21 protein-coding genes and 2 pseudogenes are annotated in these 20,553 nt (G+C 42.5%); 10 read left to right on the forward strand and 13 right to left on the reverse strand.

The features are described 5' to 3' along the window. Positions 1-44: 44 nt before the first annotated feature. The 6 genes and pseudogenes from hisI to SYN7502_RS18035 all read left to right on the forward strand — a co-directional run. A pseudogene (hisI, locus tag SYN7502_RS01590) lies at positions 45-383 on the forward strand (phosphoribosyl-AMP cyclohydrolase); the annotation flags it as partial. An 85-nt stretch (positions 384-468) separates the two neighbouring features. After that, positions 469-1,128 (forward strand): V4R domain-containing protein, encoded by a 660-nt coding sequence (locus tag SYN7502_RS01595; protein ID WP_015167151.1) that lies wholly within the window; start codon positions 469-471, stop codon positions 1,126-1,128. Positions 1,129-1,221: 93 nt separating this feature from the next. Beyond that, positions 1,222-1,736, forward strand: a pseudogene (locus tag SYN7502_RS01600) (DUF1993 domain-containing protein). A 126-nt stretch (positions 1,737-1,862) separates the two neighbouring features. After that, a complete protein-coding gene (locus SYN7502_RS01605; RefSeq protein WP_041429164.1) occupies positions 1,863-2,174 on the forward strand; it encodes a transposase in 312 nt (103 codons plus the stop codon). Next, positions 2,128-2,712, forward strand: a complete 585-nt coding sequence (locus SYN7502_RS01610) for a transposase (RefSeq protein WP_371257757.1) — start codon at positions 2,128-2,130, stop codon at positions 2,710-2,712. The genes SYN7502_RS01605 and SYN7502_RS01610 overlap by 47 nt, the downstream gene beginning before the upstream one ends. 198 nt (positions 2,713-2,910) lie before the next feature. Next, entirely contained in the window at positions 2,911-4,029 is a 1,119-nt protein-coding gene (locus tag SYN7502_RS18035; RefSeq protein ID WP_015167153.1) for a GGDEF domain-containing protein, read from the forward strand. Here the strand turns inward: SYN7502_RS18035 and SYN7502_RS01620 are convergent. The 4 genes from SYN7502_RS01620 to SYN7502_RS01635 form a co-directional block, all read right to left on the reverse strand. Beyond that, the gene (locus tag SYN7502_RS01620; protein ID WP_015167154.1) at positions 3,995-5,533 is read right to left on the reverse strand and encodes a type II CAAX endopeptidase family protein; all 1,539 of its coding nucleotides are present in this window, start codon (positions 5,531-5,533) and stop codon (positions 3,995-3,997) included. The genes SYN7502_RS18035 and SYN7502_RS01620 overlap by 35 nt on opposite strands. A gap of 38 nt (positions 5,534-5,571) precedes the next feature. Next, positions 5,572-5,982: a DUF2996 domain-containing protein gene (locus tag SYN7502_RS01625; protein WP_015167155.1), complete on the reverse strand. Its 411-nt coding sequence runs from the start codon at positions 5,980-5,982 to the stop codon at positions 5,572-5,574. A gap of 19 nt (positions 5,983-6,001) precedes the next feature. Next, positions 6,002-6,340 (reverse strand): NAD(P)H-quinone oxidoreductase subunit M, encoded by a 339-nt coding sequence (ndhM, locus tag SYN7502_RS01630; RefSeq protein WP_015167156.1) that lies wholly within the window; start codon positions 6,338-6,340, stop codon positions 6,002-6,004. A 69-nt stretch (positions 6,341-6,409) separates the two neighbouring features. Continuing rightward, a complete protein-coding gene (locus SYN7502_RS01635) occupies positions 6,410-7,909 on the reverse strand; it encodes a leucyl aminopeptidase (protein WP_015167157.1) in 1,500 nt (499 codons plus the stop codon). A 140-nt stretch (positions 7,910-8,049) separates the two neighbouring features. On the opposite strand from SYN7502_RS01635, the gene SYN7502_RS01640 reads away from it, so the two are divergent. Continuing rightward, complete coding sequence (locus SYN7502_RS01640) at positions 8,050-8,526, forward strand: DUF29 domain-containing protein (protein WP_015167158.1); 477 nt, start codon at positions 8,050-8,052, stop codon at positions 8,524-8,526. Here SYN7502_RS01640 and SYN7502_RS01645 read toward each other — a convergent pair. The 7 genes from SYN7502_RS01645 to SYN7502_RS01675 form a co-directional block, all read right to left on the reverse strand. Next, positions 8,523-9,851 carry a TldD/PmbA family protein gene (locus SYN7502_RS01645; RefSeq protein ID WP_015167159.1) on the reverse strand — a complete coding sequence of 443 codons (1,329 nt, stop codon included), beginning with the start codon at positions 9,849-9,851 and terminating at the stop codon, positions 8,523-8,525. The two genes, SYN7502_RS01640 and SYN7502_RS01645, sit on opposite strands and share 4 nt — an antisense overlap. Before the next feature lie 217 nt (positions 9,852-10,068). Next, the gene (locus SYN7502_RS01650) at positions 10,069-11,430 is read right to left on the reverse strand and encodes an SCP2 sterol-binding domain-containing protein (RefSeq protein WP_015167160.1); all 1,362 of its coding nucleotides are present in this window, start codon (positions 11,428-11,430) and stop codon (positions 10,069-10,071) included. A gap of 24 nt (positions 11,431-11,454) precedes the next feature. Continuing rightward, positions 11,455-11,952 carry a GNAT family N-acetyltransferase gene (locus tag SYN7502_RS01655; RefSeq protein WP_015167161.1) on the reverse strand — a complete coding sequence of 166 codons (498 nt, stop codon included), beginning with the start codon at positions 11,950-11,952 and terminating at the stop codon, positions 11,455-11,457. Positions 11,953-11,977: 25 nt separating this feature from the next. Further along, positions 11,978-12,466: a methyltransferase family protein gene (locus SYN7502_RS01660; RefSeq protein WP_015167162.1), complete on the reverse strand. Its 489-nt coding sequence runs from the start codon at positions 12,464-12,466 to the stop codon at positions 11,978-11,980. A 40-nt stretch (positions 12,467-12,506) separates the two neighbouring features. Beyond that, complete coding sequence (locus SYN7502_RS01665) at positions 12,507-13,298, reverse strand: SDR family NAD(P)-dependent oxidoreductase (RefSeq protein ID WP_015167163.1); 792 nt, start codon at positions 13,296-13,298, stop codon at positions 12,507-12,509. Positions 13,299-13,436: 138 nt separating this feature from the next. Beyond that, positions 13,437-14,273: an NmrA family NAD(P)-binding protein gene (locus SYN7502_RS01670; protein ID WP_015167164.1), complete on the reverse strand. Its 837-nt coding sequence runs from the start codon at positions 14,271-14,273 to the stop codon at positions 13,437-13,439. Positions 14,274-14,330: 57 nt separating this feature from the next. After that, a complete protein-coding gene (locus SYN7502_RS01675) occupies positions 14,331-14,795 on the reverse strand; it encodes a MarR family winged helix-turn-helix transcriptional regulator (protein WP_041429167.1) in 465 nt (154 codons plus the stop codon). A 453-nt stretch (positions 14,796-15,248) separates the two neighbouring features. On the opposite strand from SYN7502_RS01675, the gene hemL reads away from it, so the two are divergent. The 3 genes from hemL (at position 15,249) to SYN7502_RS01690 (ending at position 18,000) form a co-directional block, all read left to right on the forward strand. Then, on the forward strand, positions 15,249-16,553 hold the full coding sequence (hemL, locus tag SYN7502_RS01680; RefSeq protein WP_015167166.1) for a glutamate-1-semialdehyde 2,1-aminomutase: 1,305 nt from the start codon (positions 15,249-15,251) through the stop codon (positions 16,551-16,553). 129 nt (positions 16,554-16,682) lie between these two features. Beyond that, entirely contained in the window at positions 16,683-17,558 is an 876-nt protein-coding gene (locus SYN7502_RS01685; protein ID WP_015167167.1) for an energy-coupling factor transporter transmembrane component T family protein, read from the forward strand. Position 17,559: 1 nt separating this feature from the next. Continuing rightward, a complete protein-coding gene (locus SYN7502_RS01690; protein ID WP_015167168.1) occupies positions 17,560-18,000 on the forward strand; it encodes a hypothetical protein in 441 nt (146 codons plus the stop codon). A gap of 16 nt (positions 18,001-18,016) precedes the next feature. Here the strand turns inward: SYN7502_RS01690 and lepB are convergent, their stop codons facing one another. Both lepB and SYN7502_RS01700 read right to left on the reverse strand, forming a co-directional pair. Next, the gene (gene lepB / locus SYN7502_RS01695) at positions 18,017-18,700 is read right to left on the reverse strand and encodes a signal peptidase I (RefSeq protein WP_015167169.1); all 684 of its coding nucleotides are present in this window, start codon (positions 18,698-18,700) and stop codon (positions 18,017-18,019) included. 32 nt (positions 18,701-18,732) lie between these two features. After that, the gene (locus tag SYN7502_RS01700; RefSeq protein WP_015167170.1) at positions 18,733-20,520 is read right to left on the reverse strand and encodes an aspartate kinase; all 1,788 of its coding nucleotides are present in this window, start codon (positions 20,518-20,520) and stop codon (positions 18,733-18,735) included. Between the last annotated feature and the right edge of the window lie 33 nt (positions 20,521-20,553).

A 20,553-nucleotide genomic window follows, 5' to 3' on the forward strand; every position in this document is an offset into this window, starting at 1 on the left:
ATGCACAGCAGCATAACTAAAAAAGACTTTTACTTTTAATATGTATGACTGATATAAATAACCCCATTGAGCCATTACTAGCTAAATTAAAGTTTGATGCTCAGGGTTTGATTCCAGCGATCGCTCAAGATGATCAAGATGGCACCGTGTTAATGATGGCATGGATGAATTCAGAGTCTTTAGCATTAACCCTCAAAACCCAAGAAGTCCATTACTGGAGTCGTTCTCGTTCTGAACTTTGGCATAAGGGAGCTACCTCTGGACATATCCAAAAGGTTAAACAGATTTACTATGACTGTGATGCGGATGCGTTATTAATTAAAATTGAGCAGGTGGGAAATATTGCTTGCCACACAGGGGTAAGAAGTTGCTTCTTTAATGAAGTAACCTTAATAAAGTAAAAATTTATGATTTAAATGACTCTGATCGCTTTAAGCTCAGATAGTGATATTGATTTAAGATAACGACATGATTTCCGTTGCAGATTTAATTCAAGAAAACCAAGTTTCAGGCAACTATTTCGGCTATGAAACCTATGTGCGTGGAGATTTAGAATCGGGGCTGTTAGAAAATCGGCGGGGCGATCGCCTGATTGCTGTACCTACAACCTTAATTAAAGCTTTATATTCAGGACTAGAAAAAGAAACAGGGCAAGCAGCAGGGTTAGTGCTTTTTAATTGTGGTAAATGGTGGGGTAAGAACTTTTATACTCGCTTCAATGAGGAAATAACAGACTTTTACCATGCTCCCTTAGCTGAAATTGATATGGGGATTTTCTTGGCAGCGCTGAAGCAATGCTGGACTACCCACGGTTGGGGACAGTTGGAATTTGATCCCACCTATCAAGATCGGGGATTTATCCTGATTAAAACTTCTCGATCTGCCTATAGTCAGCAGCTATCTAATCAGTCTCGTCCTAGTTGTTTTCTCGAGGCGGGTATTCTCACTTCATTTTTCTCTCGATTGACGGGTAGAGAATTAATAGCGGTGCAAATTTCCTGTGAATCTATGGGAGCGGATGTAAATCGGTTTGTGCTTGGTATTAGCGATCGCTTGCATATTGTGAATAGCTTGATCGATCAAGGCTTAAATCATGAAGCTATTTTGAGTCGTTTATTAGAGGCATAGATAGTCCTAAATTTTTTCTAATCCTTCTACTACACTTCTACAACATAGCCATGCCTTACAATTTATGTTTCTAAAAATGTTTCTAAAAAACGTATGGAAAGTCAGAAGATCATAGCACTACAAAATATCTTCAGTTCTAGGCTCGATACGTTGATTCATATTTTAGAGATAGCAGAGAGTCATTTCGCAAATGATGTAGAATCTCTATTGCAGCATCGCATAGCACCCGATATGTTTCCTTTCGGCACACAACTTGCAATCAGCCCCGTAACTTTGCATTGTGGTGCTTAGGACAGTCGGCAAACAACTTGAACCCCGATGTAACATCTCTAGTTGAGTTGCGTGGTCATATTTTATCGACTAAGGGGTTATTGGCAAGTATCAATGTTGCTGATTCTAAACTGTCAGAACTCAATCGGATTGATCTTGGGCAAGGGCTATACTTAGAATTATCTGGGCTTTTGTATGTAGATGATTTTCTGATACCAAACTTTTATTTCCATATAACAACGGCGTACAATATCCTGCGTATGGCAGGAGTAACAATAGGTAAACGCGACTTTATGATGCATTTAGTCCCTTATCTGAAGCATCAAAGCAGTTTATAACGACTGCAAGCCATTGGAACTTCCAAGTATGACGGAGTATCCTTCAATGGGGTAGAAAATGTCTTCGATGCGCTTTATAGAGCCTGTTTCATATCTATTATGAGCAAGATGTATGATACTTAGAAAATGCTAAATCCATACTCAAGTAGCCTAACAGATAAAGAATGGGAAATTATAGAACCATTGCTCCCAAAGAAAAAGCAAACTAGACCGCCAACTTGGACAAAAAGACAAATTTTAGACGGCATACTCTACCAACTCAAAAACGGTTGTAATTGGCGAGATATGCCCCGAGACTTACCACCATTCTCTACAGTCTATCGATACTACAAGGAGTGGAAAGATACAGGTACATTTACTGCGATTATGGAAACCTTGCATTCAACAGCCCGTGAACAGTCAAAAAAAATCAAAATGGACAACTTTAATCATCATTGACTCACAAGCAGTGAAAAATACTTGTAATGCAAGTATAGAATCCAAGGGCTTCTGCTCCTACAAAGCAACTAACGGGATCAAAAGACATTTAGCCGTTGACACTCTGGGATTTCCTTTCTTTACCTATTTAACAAGAGCAAATGTATCAGATGACCAAGGACTGATTGAGATGTTAACGATTAACATTGATTACTTCAAATCGAAACCAGATGACATTACGCTAACTACGATATTGCTGGATAGTGGTTATCATATCGAGAAACTGATCCAAGAACTAGAGAAGATATATCCTGAGATTATGACTAAGATTAGGTTTGAAATTTCTCCTAAGGTATCAAAGCAACAGAAGGCAGAAAAAGGTCTGTCTGGGTTTGTAGTTGTGCCGACAAGGTGGGTAATTGAAAGGTCAAATGCTTGGGTTGAAAGATGCAAAATCTTAGTTAAGAACTTTGAGAGAACTCTCGTTAATGCTACAGCTAAACTCAATCTTTGCTTTATTCGTTTGATGCTAAAAAGAATTGCTACTCATGAGATATGAAACAGGCTCTATATTAACTTCTACGATCCGTACTACTCGGATGATGAATATTGCTATTGAAAGTAACTCATCTACCTACATTCACGGCTTAGTCTAACTCTACGTTAGAGCAAACTGATGAACAATTCTAGTACAATAAAAGGCTTATATATCAACCCTCAACTTTCTGCCGTTACGCTGGCTTAATTTTTAAATCCCATGATTGACCTTAGCTGTATTAACGTAGATTCCACGCTTGCCGATCTGCCTTACCATCTTTTTCAAGTTAGCCTTGATACCAAAGTTAGTGAAGTAGCAAAAAGATTTGAGCAAGATTTACAGGTACCAGCAGTCGTAATTGTCGATCGCGAGGGTTTAATTATTAATATGCTCTCAAGGCGTAAATTTCTGGAACGCATGAGTAAGCCCTACGGACTAGAACTATTTACCAATCAGCCCATTCGCAGGATAATTCCGTTTATTAATACTCGTCCCCTGCGTTTATCTGCTAGTACCAAGGTAGATGCTGCAGCTCGGATTGTTTTAAGTCGTACTGATAATATTCTGTGTGAACCAATTATTGCCATCGCCCAAGATGGATTGCGGGTAGTTGATTGCCATACTATTTTTCTAGCTCAATCAAAAATTCTGAGTTTAGTCAATGCCAAGCTGGAAGATACCCTCGTTGCTTTAGAACAATCCCAAGATGAACTAAAGACTATTAATATTCAACTTACCGAAGAAATTAAGGAACGTCAGCGGGTAGAAGAGCAACTTTCTTACAATGCTTTGCATGATGCCCTAACTGGATTAGCCAATCGGGGGCTATTTATGAATCGACTAGAGCAGTCATTTAGGCACTATCAACGCTCAAAAGACAGGCTGTTTGGGGTGATGTTCATTGATTTAGATCGATTTAAGGCAGTAAATGATAATCTAGGGCATGGAGTGGGGGATGCTTTATTAGTTCAAGTTAGCGATCGCCTGCAATTATCCCTCCGTAATGTTGATACAGTGGCTCGCCTAGGTGGAGATGAGTTTGCCGTTGTTTTAGAGGAAATAACAGAATTAAGCCAAGCGGAAATTTGTGCGTTGCGAATTCAAACCAATTTATCTGAACCCTTTCACATTGATGGACATAGGGTTTCTGTGGGGGCAAGTATTGGTATCGCTATGATTACATCCCACTACAAAAACTCCGAAGAGTTACTGCGAGACGCGGATATGGCAATGTATCAGGCAAAGCGGCAAGGTAAATCAAGCTATCATATTTTTCCTTGGATCAATGCGCCTAATATCCAACCTAAGAGCCAGAAGAACCTAGTACCAGCAGAGTAAAAAAGGTACCACTATTCCAGAGGGAGTGCATGAGCATGGGTGCCAAGAGATTCTGTGATCGCACATAGATAAATCCCAGCATCATGCCAAGGGCAGTTAAGGGTAAAATATCGCCTAAATTAAGGTGAGCGATCGCAAACCCTAAACCACTAAAGAAAATTCCTAACCAAGTTGCTAGGGATGGAGATTTAAACCTTTGCCCCAATACCGAAACTAGCGCAGAAATTAAAGATGGCAGTAAAAACCCTCTAAATAATAACTCTTCAAAAAATGGGGCGGCGATCGCCACGGTCATCCATAGCAGCAGTTTAGCAATACTATTTTGATCTTGGACTAAAATTGGCAATAGTGGATTTCCCCCACCCTGTCCATCTAATAGCCGTTGATTTAGGGCAGAGACAGCTAAAATAACTGGAATTGCGGCAATATAACCTCCCAAGCCCCACCTTAGCCAATTCCAAGTTTTGAGTTTTAACTGGAATAAATAGTTGGGTAAAGGTAAGAAATCCCGCAATGCTCCCCTAAAAATTAGTAACATAGGTGCCATCGATGCCACATAGGGAATTAAGATAAAAATAGCGCGATCGCGGGAATTCCAAGTGCTGTCAGGATAAATGCCTAATATATGGATCGCCGTGGGTAAAAAGATTTGTGACATCGCCACATAGGCAGTAAACCACAGAACCATAACTTCCCAAGCTTTTTCCAGTTGCCAAGGTGTATGCCAAGTAGAATCAGTTGTCGGTTGGAGGGGAGAACTCTGGGCAAAAAATAATCTCTGTAAGCCTAGGATGGCAATAAAAATTACACCCAGTCCGCCGCCAATCACCGTAACACTGCTGGCAAGTAAAAGTTTTTCTATGGAGGTTTCGGCATCTAGGTCACGCTGTAAGCTTAGCTCCCCCATCGTCGAGGCTGTGTCTAGTTGCTGGGCTTTATATAATCGTTCCAGTGCTTCGCTGCGAAACCAACCCTTGAGGTTAGAGCGAATTTTATTTTCGGCATCGGGAAATATTAATCCAGGCTGCGACCATAATCCTTCTAATACTTGGGCAGTAGTAGCATATTTTCCTAGGGATTTTTCCTGAGCTATATTCTGCCAGATCGCGATCGCCTGTTTAGGTTTGCCGACTTTGGCGTATAAAATTCCCAACCGTAGGCTTAAATTGGCAATATCTTCAGATTTGAGTATGGATTTTTGGATAACTTTTTGCTTAGGTGAATTAGGCTGATTTGACTCTAAAGCTTGTTCATAAGCCTCTAGAGCTTGAGCATAAAGTCTTTGGGAGTTGGAACCCACAAATACATTCTTGATCGCTATTTCTTCAAGATTACTAGACTGCCACCCACTGACATTTAACATTAAATCAGTTTGAATTAAGTCAAGACTAGTTTGTGCTTGGGGGGAATTAGCACTTTCGCCCAAAGATAACCCAATGAAAGCGATCGCCAGTAATGTGAGAATAATTAAAGTAACTCTCTTAACAATTTGGTTCAAAGTCACATACTCAGCCTATTAGTGTCCCTATTTCCTGATTGAATTTAATTAGCTGCCAACCATTTTTGGGCATTCAGCCTTTGTACTACGGCAAATACCAATAGATCGAGGGTGGCTTTGCGTTCATCTATTAAAAATGGCTCAATTACCGAAGGCTGAGAACCTGCGTCCCAACAGGAAAAGGCTTTCTGTCCGTTAATGTCCTGTTTAGCAAAATAAATAATAAACTGCCGAATCTGGTTTTTCCAATTACCTTTGATCTGTAAATCCTCAAGTTGCAGGTTTAAATCAGTAATTCCCAGATTTGCGAAGGCTTTAGCCAAGGCAGGAAGGTAATGATTAGCAATAAATTCCGAGAATGGTAATTCCTCCACTGTGGGTTGCTTAACTTTTTCGACTTTAGCTTTAGGTTTTGCCTCAGGAACAGGGTTAGCAGTTGTGACTTCTTCAGACATAATTTATTCTCCTTGTAGATTATTCAGGTTGTCCAAGGCGGGGTAAACCTAGGCTGTAATTTACGGCTCGATGGCTGAGATTGTAGGAAACTTCACCTTTTTGCAGGAGCGATCGCACAAAATGCTCAAGATCGGAACCAATCCGCCGCAGGTTATAGTCAGTTAGGTCTGCACCTTTATACTGGGTTACTAACTCTTCAAATTTACTGTAAACCTGTTTGAGAGCAGCATCTGTCCAAATTAATTCATCATCGGGATCAACATCCAAAGTAAGCGTATCTTCACTATCAACTAGGGAGTTGTCTTCAATACTGGCAGCAAGGATATGAATATGTCGGGTTGTAGATTTTAGCGGCATAGAGTTGCTGGGTTAATGCTTATGTTTAATTTTAGATGAGGTTGGTAAATACTGATAAAAATTATAGTGCTAAAAGTTTAGGATTAGATTCACCAAAGTTCTAACAGGATAGCCTGTACCTCCCACATTGGTATAACCTGAGTCCTTATCTGCCCATACGGGACCCGCAATATCTAGGTGCGCCCATGCAGGGGTTTTATCGATAAATTGCTTAAGGAATAAAGCGGCAGTAATTGATCCCCCCTCTCTGGAACCAGTATTTTTAAAGTCTGCCACTACCGACTTCATTTTGTCAAAGTAGGATTCTTCAAGGGGCATCCGCCAGAATTTTTCCCCTGCAGTACTTGCCGCAGTTTCAATTTTTGTTGCCAATTCATCATCATTTGCCCAATAGCCTGCCATAGTAGTACCTAGAGAAATAATGATTGCTCCAGTTAGGGTTGCCAAGTCCACGATCGCATCTAAGCCTAATTTATCTGCAAATACCAAAGCATCAGCAAGGGTTAACCGACCTTCAGCATCGGTATTGTTCACCTCGATGGTTTTACCATTGGAAGCGGTCAGAATATCCCCAGGGTGTAAAGCATTGCCATTAATCATGTTTTCACAGACAGCGGAAATAAAGTGAACTTCGATCCCGTCTGGTTGAATTTGGGCGATCGCTTTAGCAGCTCCAAGCATAGCAGCGGCTCCTCCCATATCCATTTTCATCATTTCAATGCTGCTACCAGGTCCTGCTTTAATATTTAGCCCACCCGAATCAAAGGTCACGCCTTTACCAATAATGCCCAATTTTTTGGTGACGGTTTGAGGACGATAGGTAAGATGAATAAATTTTGGTGGTAAATCCGATGCCTGCGAGACACCTAAAAATGCACCCATGCCCAATGCTTCACAGTCAGCTTTTTCTAAAACCTCTAGGCTAACATAGGTATAGGCATCAGCGATCACCTGTGCTTCAGTGGCTAGAGCTTGGGGCGTAACTATATTGGCAGGAGCAGCGACTAACTCACGGGCAAGGATCACGCCACTACAGATTTTTTGAGCTTGGGCAATTCCTGCTTTAGCAGCATCAGAATCTGTACCTAAAATTTCAATATTTTCTAATTTACCGTTACCTTTTTGATCAGACTTAAATCTTTTATCTTTGTGGGCAGCGAGAATAATGCCTTCAGCAATCGCTTGAGTAGTCGCAAATTCTTCTTCTTTTTTACTATTATCCAAGGGAAAAGCTAAAGCTAGAGTTTTACATTTATTCTGTTCTGCCCATTTTACCGCCTGCGCCGATGCCTTCCGCCATGTTTCTAGGGTGACTTTGTTGCGATCGCCCAAACCCAGCAGTAATACTTTACGAATAGGACTACCTACACTCAGACGAGAACTAACATTACTCTCAGCGTCAGCCTTAAACTCATTTTCAGTAATTAAATCCTGTAAGGTGCCTGCAAAAATTTGTTGATCCAAAGCTATGAGTTCGGGCGTTAGTAATGGTTCATTTTTAAAAATTGCGATCGCACAACCATCTCCAACCCAATTACCGACATTACTAACTGAAGTATAAATTTGCATTTTGCTAATAACTTTTCTGATTCTAAGCCCCAATATTATAACTATTCTGGACGCAGTAGTCTCCTCAAGCCCACATATTAAGCGCAAGCTATGGCTTAGGCTATACTACTCATTAATAACCCTCCAAAGGATTAACCAGAATGCTCGAAAAAACTGAAACTTCTTCAAGCAATCTCTATGAACATGACTTTTATGCTTGGATAAAACAGCAAGTCAACTTACTTAATTCTCATGAATGGGAAAAAATCGACCTGTCAAATTTAGTAGAAGAGATTGAATCTTTGGGTAAGCAACAACGGCAAGAATTCAGGAATCGCCTAGCAATTTTAATTGCCCATCTACTTAAGTGGGAATATCAAGAAGCACGCCGCAGCCATAGCTGGTTAGCAACTATTAGAATTCAACGCCGTGAAATTATCCGACTTTTGCAAGAGAATCCCAGTCTTAAGCCCTACATTCCTGAAGCTGTAATTGATGCCTATGAAAATGCCAGAGACTTAGCCAGTGCAGAGACTAATTTATCAGCTAAGATTTTCCCTGAGAATTTTCCCTATAGCCTAGAACAGACTCTGGATTCTAAATTTTTTCCTAAAGGAGATGATTTCCCAGAAATCTAGGCATTACGAGATGCTACGCCAAGTTGCCCAAATAGAATCGCAGGCATTAACGCTCCACCGCCAATCCATTCCGTTTCAGAACTTAAATCCACTAGGTTTTCAAAAGCCTCAAAAATGCTACCAGCCACCATTGTGTTTTTGACTCTGCCCACAATTTCACCATTTACCACTTTGTAGCCTAAATCTAAATTTACAGAAAACTCTCCCGCCAATTGATTGGACTGCCCTGCCCCTAAAACTTGGTCAACAATAATGCCTTCTTTAATCCCCGCAATCAAGTCGGCATAGCTAGTTTGCCCCCCAGCAATACATAAATTTGAGGTATCGGGACTCGGACGAGATAATCCACCCCTAAAGCCGTTACCTGTAGAAGTCAAGCCTACCCTTGCTGCCCATTTCCGATCCCAATAAAAACCTTTGACCACGCCTTGATCAATGAAAGTTTTAGCTGTGGTGGGTGTGCCTTCATCATCAAATTTGACTGCCGATATGCCAATAGTTGGGTCTTCATAGATACTCAGGCGATCGCTAAATAATTTTTGTCCGACCTTATCTGCTAAGGGTGAAGCTTTTTGGGTTACGACCTGCCCCGAAAGAATGCTATCAAATAGTCCCCCAATTACACTGGCAACTGCTCTAGGTGTAAATAAAACTGGTAATGTGCCACTGTCAATACTTGCCGATCTCTCAGCCCATTGATATTTTTGAATGACCTGCTGCACTAGGAGATCGTAATCTGGCTCTCCAGTCCCCACAACTTGATAGCTGTATGCCTGTAAAAAATCCTCACCTTTAACCAAGTTTCCGCCAAGGGTTGCACTTGTGGTGCGGCGTTGATTCTGTGCCAATACCCCATGACTAGTAGCGATCGCTGTCCGAATTGAACGCACATGGAAATCCACACCCACCAAAATATCAGGGTTATATGCTCGCACTTGACTGATCAGGCGATCACCAACTTGTACTAAATGATCGGTGCTGGGTTGAGATGTGGAATCAAGTTCTGGTTGATACTGAAAATCCGAAGCAAACTCAAAATCTGCCGCCTCGCCAATTTCCGCAGTTTGCACAGCCGCAGCTACTAATTCATCCAATCGATTTAAGTCCGTAGAACTAGCAAAACCAATTTTGCCATTAACGATTACCCGTAAAGCTACGCCTTGTTGTGCCTTGGTTTGTAGGGTTTTAAGACGGTTATTCTCAAATTCAATCGGGGTATCTTCGGAACTAAGATAGTATGCCTCCGCCGCCGTGGTCGAGGTTTTAGCTTCAGCTATTAATTTTTCTAAGATGGTTTCTAAGGTCTTTGGAGTCGCTACAGTCACAGGATTTAGGTATTGAATTACTTGATTTACTATAACTTAGGGAATAGTGATTAAGAGGAAATCTCTCATTAAAAACAGAGCCTGAAAGCATCAGTAAACTTGAATTCCATGCTTGGATAAATCATTACCAAATTTTTCATCCATTCTAGTGTATGCAGTTCATAACGATCTCGTGCGTCGAGCTAGCCATGCGAGCGATTCATGAACTTAAGTTGGCTTAAGATGGGAAGCATTTTCCGAATTTGAGTAGTAAACGAATATCACCTTTGATGCGGATTTTGCCAGTCAGAATTGCCAAAACAATATTTTGATATTTTCGCAAAAAAGCAATCCAAGTTTTACTATCTGCTTCGACGATCAGATCGGGTTTACCCACCAATCCATCATGAACTTCACAAACTTGATTAAAAATATTGACCGTGAACTGTGAAAATTCCTGACTAGTAAATAAGAAATGGTAGGTCGCGTTGAGACCTTTGGATTGATTCGGTTGAAAAGTTAATGACAAGCCGTTCCTAAAGCCTGCTATGGAAATGGGCGTTAGGCTGTTGCGAACCAGCTTGATCTGCTTGTGGGGAAAACGTTTAGCGGTGTGAGCTTCGGCATCTGAACCAGAAACAACATACACTGTCTCGACCTTATCTTGAAGTGGTTTGACGACCTCTTGAATAAATTCTTTACGGTTATGCAAAAAGGGAGCCATCACATCTTCACCCGCAGGGCAGGAAGCGAGACAATAGGCGGCTTTATAATTGGCTCCAAAGGATAAACTTTGCCACATACTTGCCGAGTCCGCCTCGCCCACTTTGCGCTCGTAGTCTTTCGCCGTTTTACTTTCGGCAATATTCTTTACCCAATCAGTAAATCCTCCTAAAAATTCGCGATAGTTGTGGGTATAGCAAGCTGAGAAATTGAAACTGCCATCCGAGGCGATCGCCCCCACGGGACAGGCAGCTACACAGAGTTTGCACTCCACGCAAGGGTTGTAATCAATCGGGCGATCGTATTCTGTCACCTCAGCATTTAACAGCACAGTACCCAAGAGAATGAAGTTGCCAAATTTGGGATGAATCACATTGCGATGAATGCCCATATGTCCCAATCCTGCGGCGACAGCGATCGGTTTGTGAGAAACCACCCAGACATTTTTGCCGACATTGAGAAAGTCTTGGGCTTCCATCGGAAATCCCATCGCTGGATTGATAGCCCTAATCCCCCGATCTTCTAATTCTCTGACAATTTTGCGAGCGATCATGTTGACATCCTCCCCCGTGTGGTGAAATTCCACATTGGCGACAGAGCGGGCAGGATTGCGAACATTATCTCGATTCATGCGACAGACAAAACTAATCAAACTTTTTGTCTGCGGAAAAGCCTGTAATAGCTTAGCCCGTTGATCGTCCATTTCTGGTTGATTGATACTTACAAAACCCACATCATCAACACCCAAATCTAAGCAGAACGAACGCAACCAATCGCGATCGAGCGGTGATGAGATCATATATTGAGAATTCTGCTCTTGAGATTTTTGTTGCGATCGCAAAAGCTTCACGGTGGGATGGTCATCAAATTTTGTCATGGGAGCTTCCTTAAAATTTAGTGTTTACATAGCTTTGGTTTTAGGCAGAACCTTACGGAAAACAATTTTGTCAATGCCAGATGCATAAAATTCTCGAATCCGTGCTTCCTCCTCGAATCCGTTATTGCGATAAAACCTGCGAACGTATTCAAAGTCTTCGGTTCCAGACGTTTCCACTAATAAAATACGTTCACCTCGATCGCCTAGTGTTTTCTCTACATGCTGTAGCAGGGTCTTCCCGTATCCTTTCTTCTGGTGATTCGGATGCACCGCAATCAAATATAAATTCCATGTTCCTTCGGTCATTCGCTCAGGTGCGACGTAAGCAACTCCGACAGGTTTGTCGCTGTAGTAGGTCAACCACAAGTCTCTAGATTCTGTTTTGCAGTTGAAATATTGATGTATCATTTGGGCGAGAGATTCGATTTGCTCTGGCTCAAACAAACCCGTTGCTTCTGCTAAAGCAATTACATCAGAGATGTCATCAGGGGTAGTTAATCTAATCATAAAGGGAACATTCATGTATGGGGGAGTCGTTAGTCTTCGATTATAACCAGCGACGTACTTTGGCTTTGTAGCGTAGATACTGATCGCCAAATTTCCGCTCTAGGTAAATCTCTTCGCGCTGAATCACTCCGATTTGGACTACCGCTAAAAGTGGTAATAATAGGGGGAAAGCCCAGACTGCATTGAGTAGCAAGCTGATACCGATATAGAGCAATGTAAGAGACAAATAGAGCGGATTGCGACTGAAACGGAAAACTCCATCCGAGACGATCGCTGTAGCAGGTTTTGCAGGATCGATCGCCGTTTGTGCCTGTGTCATCGTCTGAAATGCGGAGGTCGAGAACCATCCCGCAGCAATCAAAGCTAACGCTGCCAAAGACAGAGATATTGAAAGAGGCAAAAAGCTAACTGGGAAAAAGAAACTGAGTCCTAATCCGATCGCTAACGTAACTCCATACAGAGCGGGTGGAAAAGCAATTACTCCAGGGTTATCCACAGTCTGTTGGTTCTCCGAAATTTGTTCATTCATGGGAAAGAAAGTATCTCCTTGTAATTGATTAAGTAATTGATTAATGCGTCATACTCTTCATCACACTGCCCATAATTTGCACCCGCGCCCAACGAGGTAAGGGCGTAAGTGAGTAAGTCAGTAGTTTGGTTAACAGTCCAGGCAACACGAAAGATTTTCGCCCCAAAGCATTCAATGTCCCTTGAGCCACTTCCTTTGGATGCAGAACCTTACCCATCTGCATTCGCGCACGGTCAGCAAATCCACTGTTGGTTGGACCGGGTGCAGAGGCAATCACATCCACACCCGTTGGAGCTAGTTCAACATACAGTGCTTCTGCTAGAGTTTGCACATAAGCTTTAGTAGCTGCATAGTGGGCGGCAAAGGGCATTCCCTGCAAACCTACGATCGAACTCATGAGTACCAACCCGCCACGCCCCTGATTCGCAAACCGCCGCCCGAAGTACCAAGAGAGTGCCAAGATGGCACGACAGTTCACGTTTAGCATTTCCATTTCTTGCTCTAATTGGGAATTGAGAAACGATCCAGATGTACCAAAACCTGCCGATGCTACCAGTAACCCAACATCCAAATCTTGGGTGATAGTCGCAAGGGTATCAACTCCTGTTTCTACTGCCAAATCTAGGCGCACCACTCGCGTATCAATCCCATACTGCTTGCTCAAGTCGGTTGCCATCTGCTCCAAAACATTCTGACTGCGTGCTACTAAGACAAGATTTAATCTGGCTTCAGCCAATCTTAGAGCCATTTCTTTACCGATTCCAGAGGATGCCCCTGTAACGACAGCCCAAGAGCCATAGCGGGAATACAATCGCTTTTGCCAATTATTCATACTGGTAATGTCCACAAAATTGACTTTTTTTGATTTGAATGAGCTAATGGGGTGCATGTTCAGACTGCCAGCGATCGCTACTCATTACGAACTGCGGATCGGACAGGATGGGAAGGAAATGCTGCCGCTCAAATCCATTCAAGTTATACCCGGGGGTAAAGGGAACGAGATTAAATTGCATAAAAGCGCGTAACCGATTCGCAATAGTTTTACGAGCAAACTGCCCACTTCAAACGCCGAGACACCCTGTAAGCGTGCCGCACGTTCAAACATCCACCAAGGCAAATCAAAGGCAAAAACAGGACTGCCCAGCACCTTGCGAATGACCCCAGCCATATCATAGGCGGACATGAGTTTGGAACCAGTTGGACGAAAGCGCTTGCCTGCATAGCGATCAGGAGCCATCAATAGTGCAACGGCAACGCGAGCGATATCCTCGTTAGATGGGGGGGCATTGCGGCTATGCCCAGTCAAGATGGGAAAAAGCCCCAGTAAAGATGCAAAGTCAATCAACCGCAGATAGTTATCGACAAAGTATCCAGGATTGAGATTCACGTAGGCTATATCGGGGATCGCCGCCAACATCTGTTCCACTAGCCACACTTGGCGCGTATGTAGGGAGGGATGGTTGGCACTTGCTGTCCATTGACTGAGTCCTACGATCGCTTCCAGTTTTACCGCTTTTGCCGCAGTAACAAACACCGCCGCACTCTGGATCATTAAGGGATGCATCGGTGGGCAATAATAAGCCCGTACCGTTCCCTGCATTGCTGCCGTCATCCGATCCACATCGAACATATCAGCAACGACGGTTTCCGCACCGAGGCGATCGAGTCGTTGGCTCCTAGTATCACGAGAGCGGACGATCGCTCGCACGGGAAAACCTTTCTCCAACAGTTGGGCTACCACAGCCCTGCCCGTTTTGCCCGTTGCCCCCGTGACTAAAATCTTAGGGCGATGACTGACATGAACCATTAAAACCTCCACAGTTATAAACTACTGCTATGCGTTTTTTGGGAGATAACTTTTTTATCAGCTTCTTTGATTCAAAGTTTTTACCTCCGATAAGAGGGATAGCAAATCTTGCCACTTCTGTTCTCCAAGGTGCTGTCTTACATCGGTTTGGGCTTGTTCCCATAAAGGCAGGGCTTGTTCCAGAACCGATTTTCCGTCAATCGTCAAAGATGCTAGCTTGATCCGCCGATCTTCGCCTAGATTGAAGGCGACCAATCCCCTCTGCTCTAACAACTTGATGTTGCGAGTGATAGTGGTTTGATCCGTCAACAACTCTTGAGCTAACTGGGTGATAGGCACAGGCTCTAATAAGTGAATCGCGACTAACAAAGTAAATTGCGTTTGCACTAAGCCAACTGGACGAAATGCGGCATCATACTGTTGTGCCATAATCCGTGAAGCCCTGCGAACATGAAACCCCATGCAGGTCATAGGCACTTGATAGGCGATCGCAAGTTTAGGCTTTGGAGTTAAATTAATCATATAATATGTATATACATATAATTTAATCTTGTCAAGTACCATTTGTGATTAGAAACTTCACCAATCATTTACGCTGTAGCTGCCCTACTAATAACTAAAATCAGCCCAACTATCAGTTTTCTGGGTAACACAACTAATTTGTAAAAAAACAAAAGACTTTTTAAGTAAGTAACTTAACTTTAGTAGAATACTACTCAGAAAAGCTCAAGATTTTGCTAGTAGACTAGTTCTTAAGTCTAATTAGGGATAAGGTATCTTACCTTAGTCTTTGGGGGTGCCATCAAAGAAGCTATAGAAGCTTTGCTCGCAACTGATGTTAATACTGTATTTATTGGGAAACTGCAATAGTATTAAGAAACCTTTGTCTTTAAGATTTTTGGGGCTTAGGTTCAGTAAGATTTAGATAAAGATTAATTTATCAGCTTAAATTTTCACATCCTCAACTCAAAGAATATGACTGCTTCAACTTTTAATACAACGAAATCGCAAGAAATTTTCAATCAGGCAAAACACCTAATGCCCGGTGGGGTAAGTTCCCCCGTGAGAGCATTTAAGTCCGTCGGTGGTGAGCCAATTGTATTTGATCGTGTGGCAGGGGCGTATGCGTGGGATGTGGATGGGAATAAATATATTGATTACATTGGTAGCTGGGGTCCCGCTATTGTTGGTCATGCTCATCCAGTTGTGATTGAGGCGATCGTTAAAGCCACCTATAAAGGAACAAGTTTTGGCGCACCTTGCATTTTAGAAAATATCTTGGCAGAGATGGTGATTGATGCAGTCCCAAGTATTGAAATGGTGAGGTTTGTAAGCTCGGGTACCGAAGCCTGTATGTCAGTGTTGAGGTTAATGCGTGCCTATACAGGTCGAGATAAAATTATCAAATTTGAGGGCTGCTATCACGGTCACGCCGATATGTTTTTAGTGCAAGCTGGTTCTGGGGTGGCTACTTTAGGCTTACCAGACTCTCCAGGTGTACCTAAATCGACAACAGCTAATACTCTGACGGCTCCTTATAATGACCTAGAGGCAGTTAAAGCACTATTTGAAGCAAATAAAGGGCAGATTGCGGGAATTATTATTGAGCCAGTAGTAGGAAATGCTGGTTGTATTATTCCTAAGCCCGGATTCTTAGCAGGATTAAAGGAACTTGCCCATGAAAATGATGCTTTATTAGTATTTGATGAAGTCATGACGGGATTCCGTGTTTCTTACGGTGGCGCACAGGAAAAATTTGGCGTAACTCCAGACTTGACTTGCCTTGGGAAGGTGATTGGGGGTGGGTTACCCGTGGGTGCCTATGGTGGTCGCAGGGAAATTATGGAAATGGTTGCTCCTGCTGGATCGATGTATCAGGCGGGAACTCTATCGGGAAATCCGATCGCTATGACTGCGGGAATTAAAACCCTTGAGTTACTTAAACAAGCTGGTACCTATAGTCAATTAGAGGCTACTACGAAAAAATTGGCAGATGGGATGCTGGCGATCGCTCACGAAACTGGTCATGCTGCTACAGGTAATCAAATCGGGGCAATGTTTGGACTATTCTTTACAGAGAAGCAAGTTTATGACTACAACGATGCCAAAACCTCTGATTTACAAAAATTTAGTAAGTTTCATCGGGGTATGCTTGAGCAAGGCATTTATTTAGCTCCATCCCAATTCGAGGCAGGATTTACATCTTTGGCACATTCTGAGGCAGATATAGAGGCAACCCTAAATGCTACTCGTTATGTTTTGATTCAGATCAAGCCCTAAAACTCCTAAAACTTAAAAGCCGCTCAATTAATCCTTAAATCATTTACCAGATCATTTATCATAGGCTGAATTGCTTGGAAATAAATCAAGATCACAAACTTGGAAATATCTGAATAGTGTTAATTATTAATGGACATATTACGATCGCTAGTTATTGGTCTGTATTTAGAGCAACCTATTACTTGGCTTCACAAAATTGATCCTCGGGTTAAGTTGTTTTGGCTTCTAACTTTTTTACTATCTCCCACCTTGGCAAACCCTTTGTGGCGGATTGGGATAGTGGTGATTTTAATTGTATTAACCCTAAGCTCGGGCATTCCTGAACGGGTGTGGAAGCAGCAAATGGCTTTGATTTTAGTCCTAGCTAGTTTGGTATTTTCCCTAATTGCCATCTCCGCCGACGGTTTGAATGTTAGTCACCAGCCGCGCCGTCCCATTCCGGAAGTGACTTTGCCCCAGCCCACAAATTATCAATACGCATGGAAGTTTAGTGCTATTCAAGTTAGCAGGCGATCGCTAGACGTAGGCATTAGAGTAGGGGCATTAATTTTTACGTTTCTGTATGCTCCAACCCTTTATCTTTTAACAACTTCTCCCGAAGAAATTACTACTGCCATCAGTGCTTTAAGTTCTCCCTTAAAACGGTTCAAAATTCCCGTTGTCGAAATTACCCTAACCCTAACCCTAGCTTTGCGGTTTGTACCTTTAGTATTAGAGGAAATTCAAAATTTGGTGCGGGCAGTGCGAACCAGGGCAATTAATTGGAAAAAACTGGGCTATAAACGGGCGATCGCTCTATGGTTAGTGGTGGCAGAAAGACTAGTAGATAACCTATTTATCCGTGCCGAACAAACTGCTAGTGCTATGGAAGTAAGAGGCTTCACAAACCCCAATCATCATCAGGTACGTTGGACTAATCTTAAACTTATGAGAGTTGATTTCATCCTTGGGGTAATCTTAATTATGTTCTGGGGACTACGCATCTGGGTTGGAGGCACAAACTGAGGTGGAGCATACATTTTTACTAGAACCTGGTCGCTGGAAGTTGGAAGGAACTTGGATTGAACGCAAGGCTGAGCCTACTCCTGTTAAAGGTCGCACCCTCATAACATGGACAAAGGATGGCTGGTTTACGATGGCAACTAAGTTAACTTTTCCTGAGGCTAATTTACCCGAACAAACTCTAACCTATAAAGGTCGCCTAGACCCTGACGAACGCCGATTCTCTTTTATCTTGCAGCATAGTGTGATGGGTAAAATTGAAGGGGAAGGGTGGGTATCCCATGAGTCAATTATTCAAAGGTACTGGGTGATGGATGATAAGCAACTGCGAACGGGATTTCAAACTACCTATAGACAAAGCGACGACTGTTATCATCTCTGTAATGCCGTTATGGCTGGCACCTCTTTTATTTCCAATATGGAAGCAGTTTTAACCCGCTCCTAGCATTTTTAATCGGTTATTATTTAGTGATTGTGGACGGGGTTGATGGGATTGTTTGAGGCTGATATTGCGGTGTAACTAATTCTCCCAATCGATCATCGGGGGGCCAATAGCGAAAATAGGCTCTACCTACAATATTTTGTTCGGGTAAAAATCCCCAAGCATGGGAGTCAAGACTATTATTACGATTATCACCCATCATCCAGTAGCTACCAGGAGGCACAGTAAAGCTCATGGTTTTGCCTTTTTTAACTATAACTGGTGGGATAAAGCAATTAGGGCATAGGGCGGGATCATTAGTCGGTAGGGTATAGTCAGGGGACTCTTTGATATAAGGTTCATTTAAAGCCTGATCATTTACAAATACTTTGCCATCGTGAATTGATATGCGATCGCCCGGTAAGCCAATTAAACGTTTGATATAAACCAAGCTGGCATCGGGTACGGCAGGTACAGCGGGGGGATTAAATACAAGCACTTCGCCCCGTTCTGGTTTGCGAAATCGATAGGAAAGTTTTTCAATGATCAGGCGATCATTAATCTGGAGGGTTGGCTCCATCGAACTAGAGGGGATATAACGAGGTTCAGCAATAAACGTGCGTACCCCAAACACGATTAATCCTGCTACTGCTAGGGTGGGTAAATATTCCTTGGCTAAATTAGTAAGCTTGGAGGAAGAAGATTGAGGCTGATCTGAAGACATATTTATTTACTATGCGATTTACTGGTGATTTACTATTTTGCGATTGCTGCACCAACTAAAACATTATCATTACCGCCCAGATTAAATTCAGTATGGATAGCTCGTAAGGCAATAGACGCAACATCTTGATGCACTACACAACTAACTTTGATCTCCGAGGTGGCAATCATTTCAATATTAATATTTGCCTGTGCCAATGCCTTAAACATACGAGCAGCAATACCCGGCTGGTTAATCATACCTGCTCCTACAATACTCACTTTGGCGATCGCCCCGTCACTAATCACATCTCGGTATCCTAGTTTAGACGCTGCCTGTTGTAAAACTGTTTCTGCCAAATGCAAATCGGAACTGGGTAAGGTAAAAGCAATATCATTGGCATTTTGATTAGGTTGGGACTGAATGATCATGTCCACGCAAACTCCACGCTCTGCCAGTTGTTGTAATAATCCCGCAGCTATACCTGGGCGATCGGGAACTTGAAGAATTGCTAATTGTGCCTGATTTTGATCCAGTGCTACACCTCGAACGGGAATCTGGTCAGCAGCAGGGTTTACTGGTATAAAAGTTGTAATGATCGGAACATCAAAGTATTTTTGTAATGTGGCGATCGCCTGTTTACTATCCTCCGATGCAATCACACAACTAACTTTAATCTCCGAAGTAGAAATTAATTGAATATTCACACCCGCCTCTGCCAAAGCAAGGAACATCTTGGCAACAATGCCCGGTCTGCCCACAATGCCCACGCCCACAATGCTAACCTTGGCTATTTGGTCTTCAACTACTATATGTTTAGCTCCTAGACTTAAACTATTAACCAAAATTTGGGAACGCTCTAAATCTTTTTTGCTCACGGTAAACGCAATGTCATTAAGGCGATCGCTACCAACAGTTTGTTTATGTACGGATTGGATAATTAAATCTACGTCAATGCCAGCTTCAGCAAAGGCTCCAAATAACTTAAAGGCAATACCAGGGCGATCGGGAATATGAAGTAAAGCAATTTTGGCTTGATCTTGGTCAATACAAACCCCATCGACAAATTTATTTACTTCTAGGGTGTGAAGATTTCCACTGGCAATAGCTGGGGCTGTAACAATGGTGCCGAGATCATCTAACCAACTGGAACGTACCGCCAACTTAATCCCAAAATTTCGAGCAATTTCCACTGCTCTTGGATGTAAGACCTTTGCCCCTAGGCTTGCTAGTTCTAGCATTTCATCACAGCTAATTTCCGATAGTAGTTGAGCATTGGGTACCAAGCGTGGATCGGTGGTTAAAATTCCGGGGACATCGGTATAAATTTCACATAAATCTGCCTGTAAAGCCGCAGCGATCGCCACCGCCGAAGTATCAGAACCACCACGTCCGAGGGTTGTGATTTCATAGGAATCTTGAGCAATACCCTGAAAGCCTGCAATTACTACTACCCTGCCTTGATCTAGCTCAGCCTTAATTCGAGCAGTTTCAATGCTTAAAATTCTTGCCCTTGTGTGTCGATCTTCAGTAATAATGCGGACTTGATTCCCCGTTAGAGCGATCGCTGGTAATCCTAGGGTTTGTAATCCCATTGCTACTAAAGCAATACTAATTTGCTCACCTGCCGCTAGTAATAAATCTAGTTCTCGTCCATTGGGCTGATCGGATAGGGATGTCGCTAATTTGACTAAACCATCAGTAGTTTTCCCCATGGCAGAAACCACAACTACAACTTGATTACCCTGAGTTACCGTTTTTTTAATGCGATCGCTTACGGCTTTAATTCTGTCGGCATCGGCTACGGAAGACCCACCATATTTTTGAACAATTATTGTCATTGAAAACTGGTCTACTAATTTAATTGGCGTTAA

Origin of the sequence: Synechococcus sp. PCC 7502, assembly GCF_000317085.1 — a bacterium.
Classification (GTDB): Bacteria; Cyanobacteriota; Cyanobacteriia; order Pseudanabaenales; family Pseudanabaenaceae; genus PCC-7502.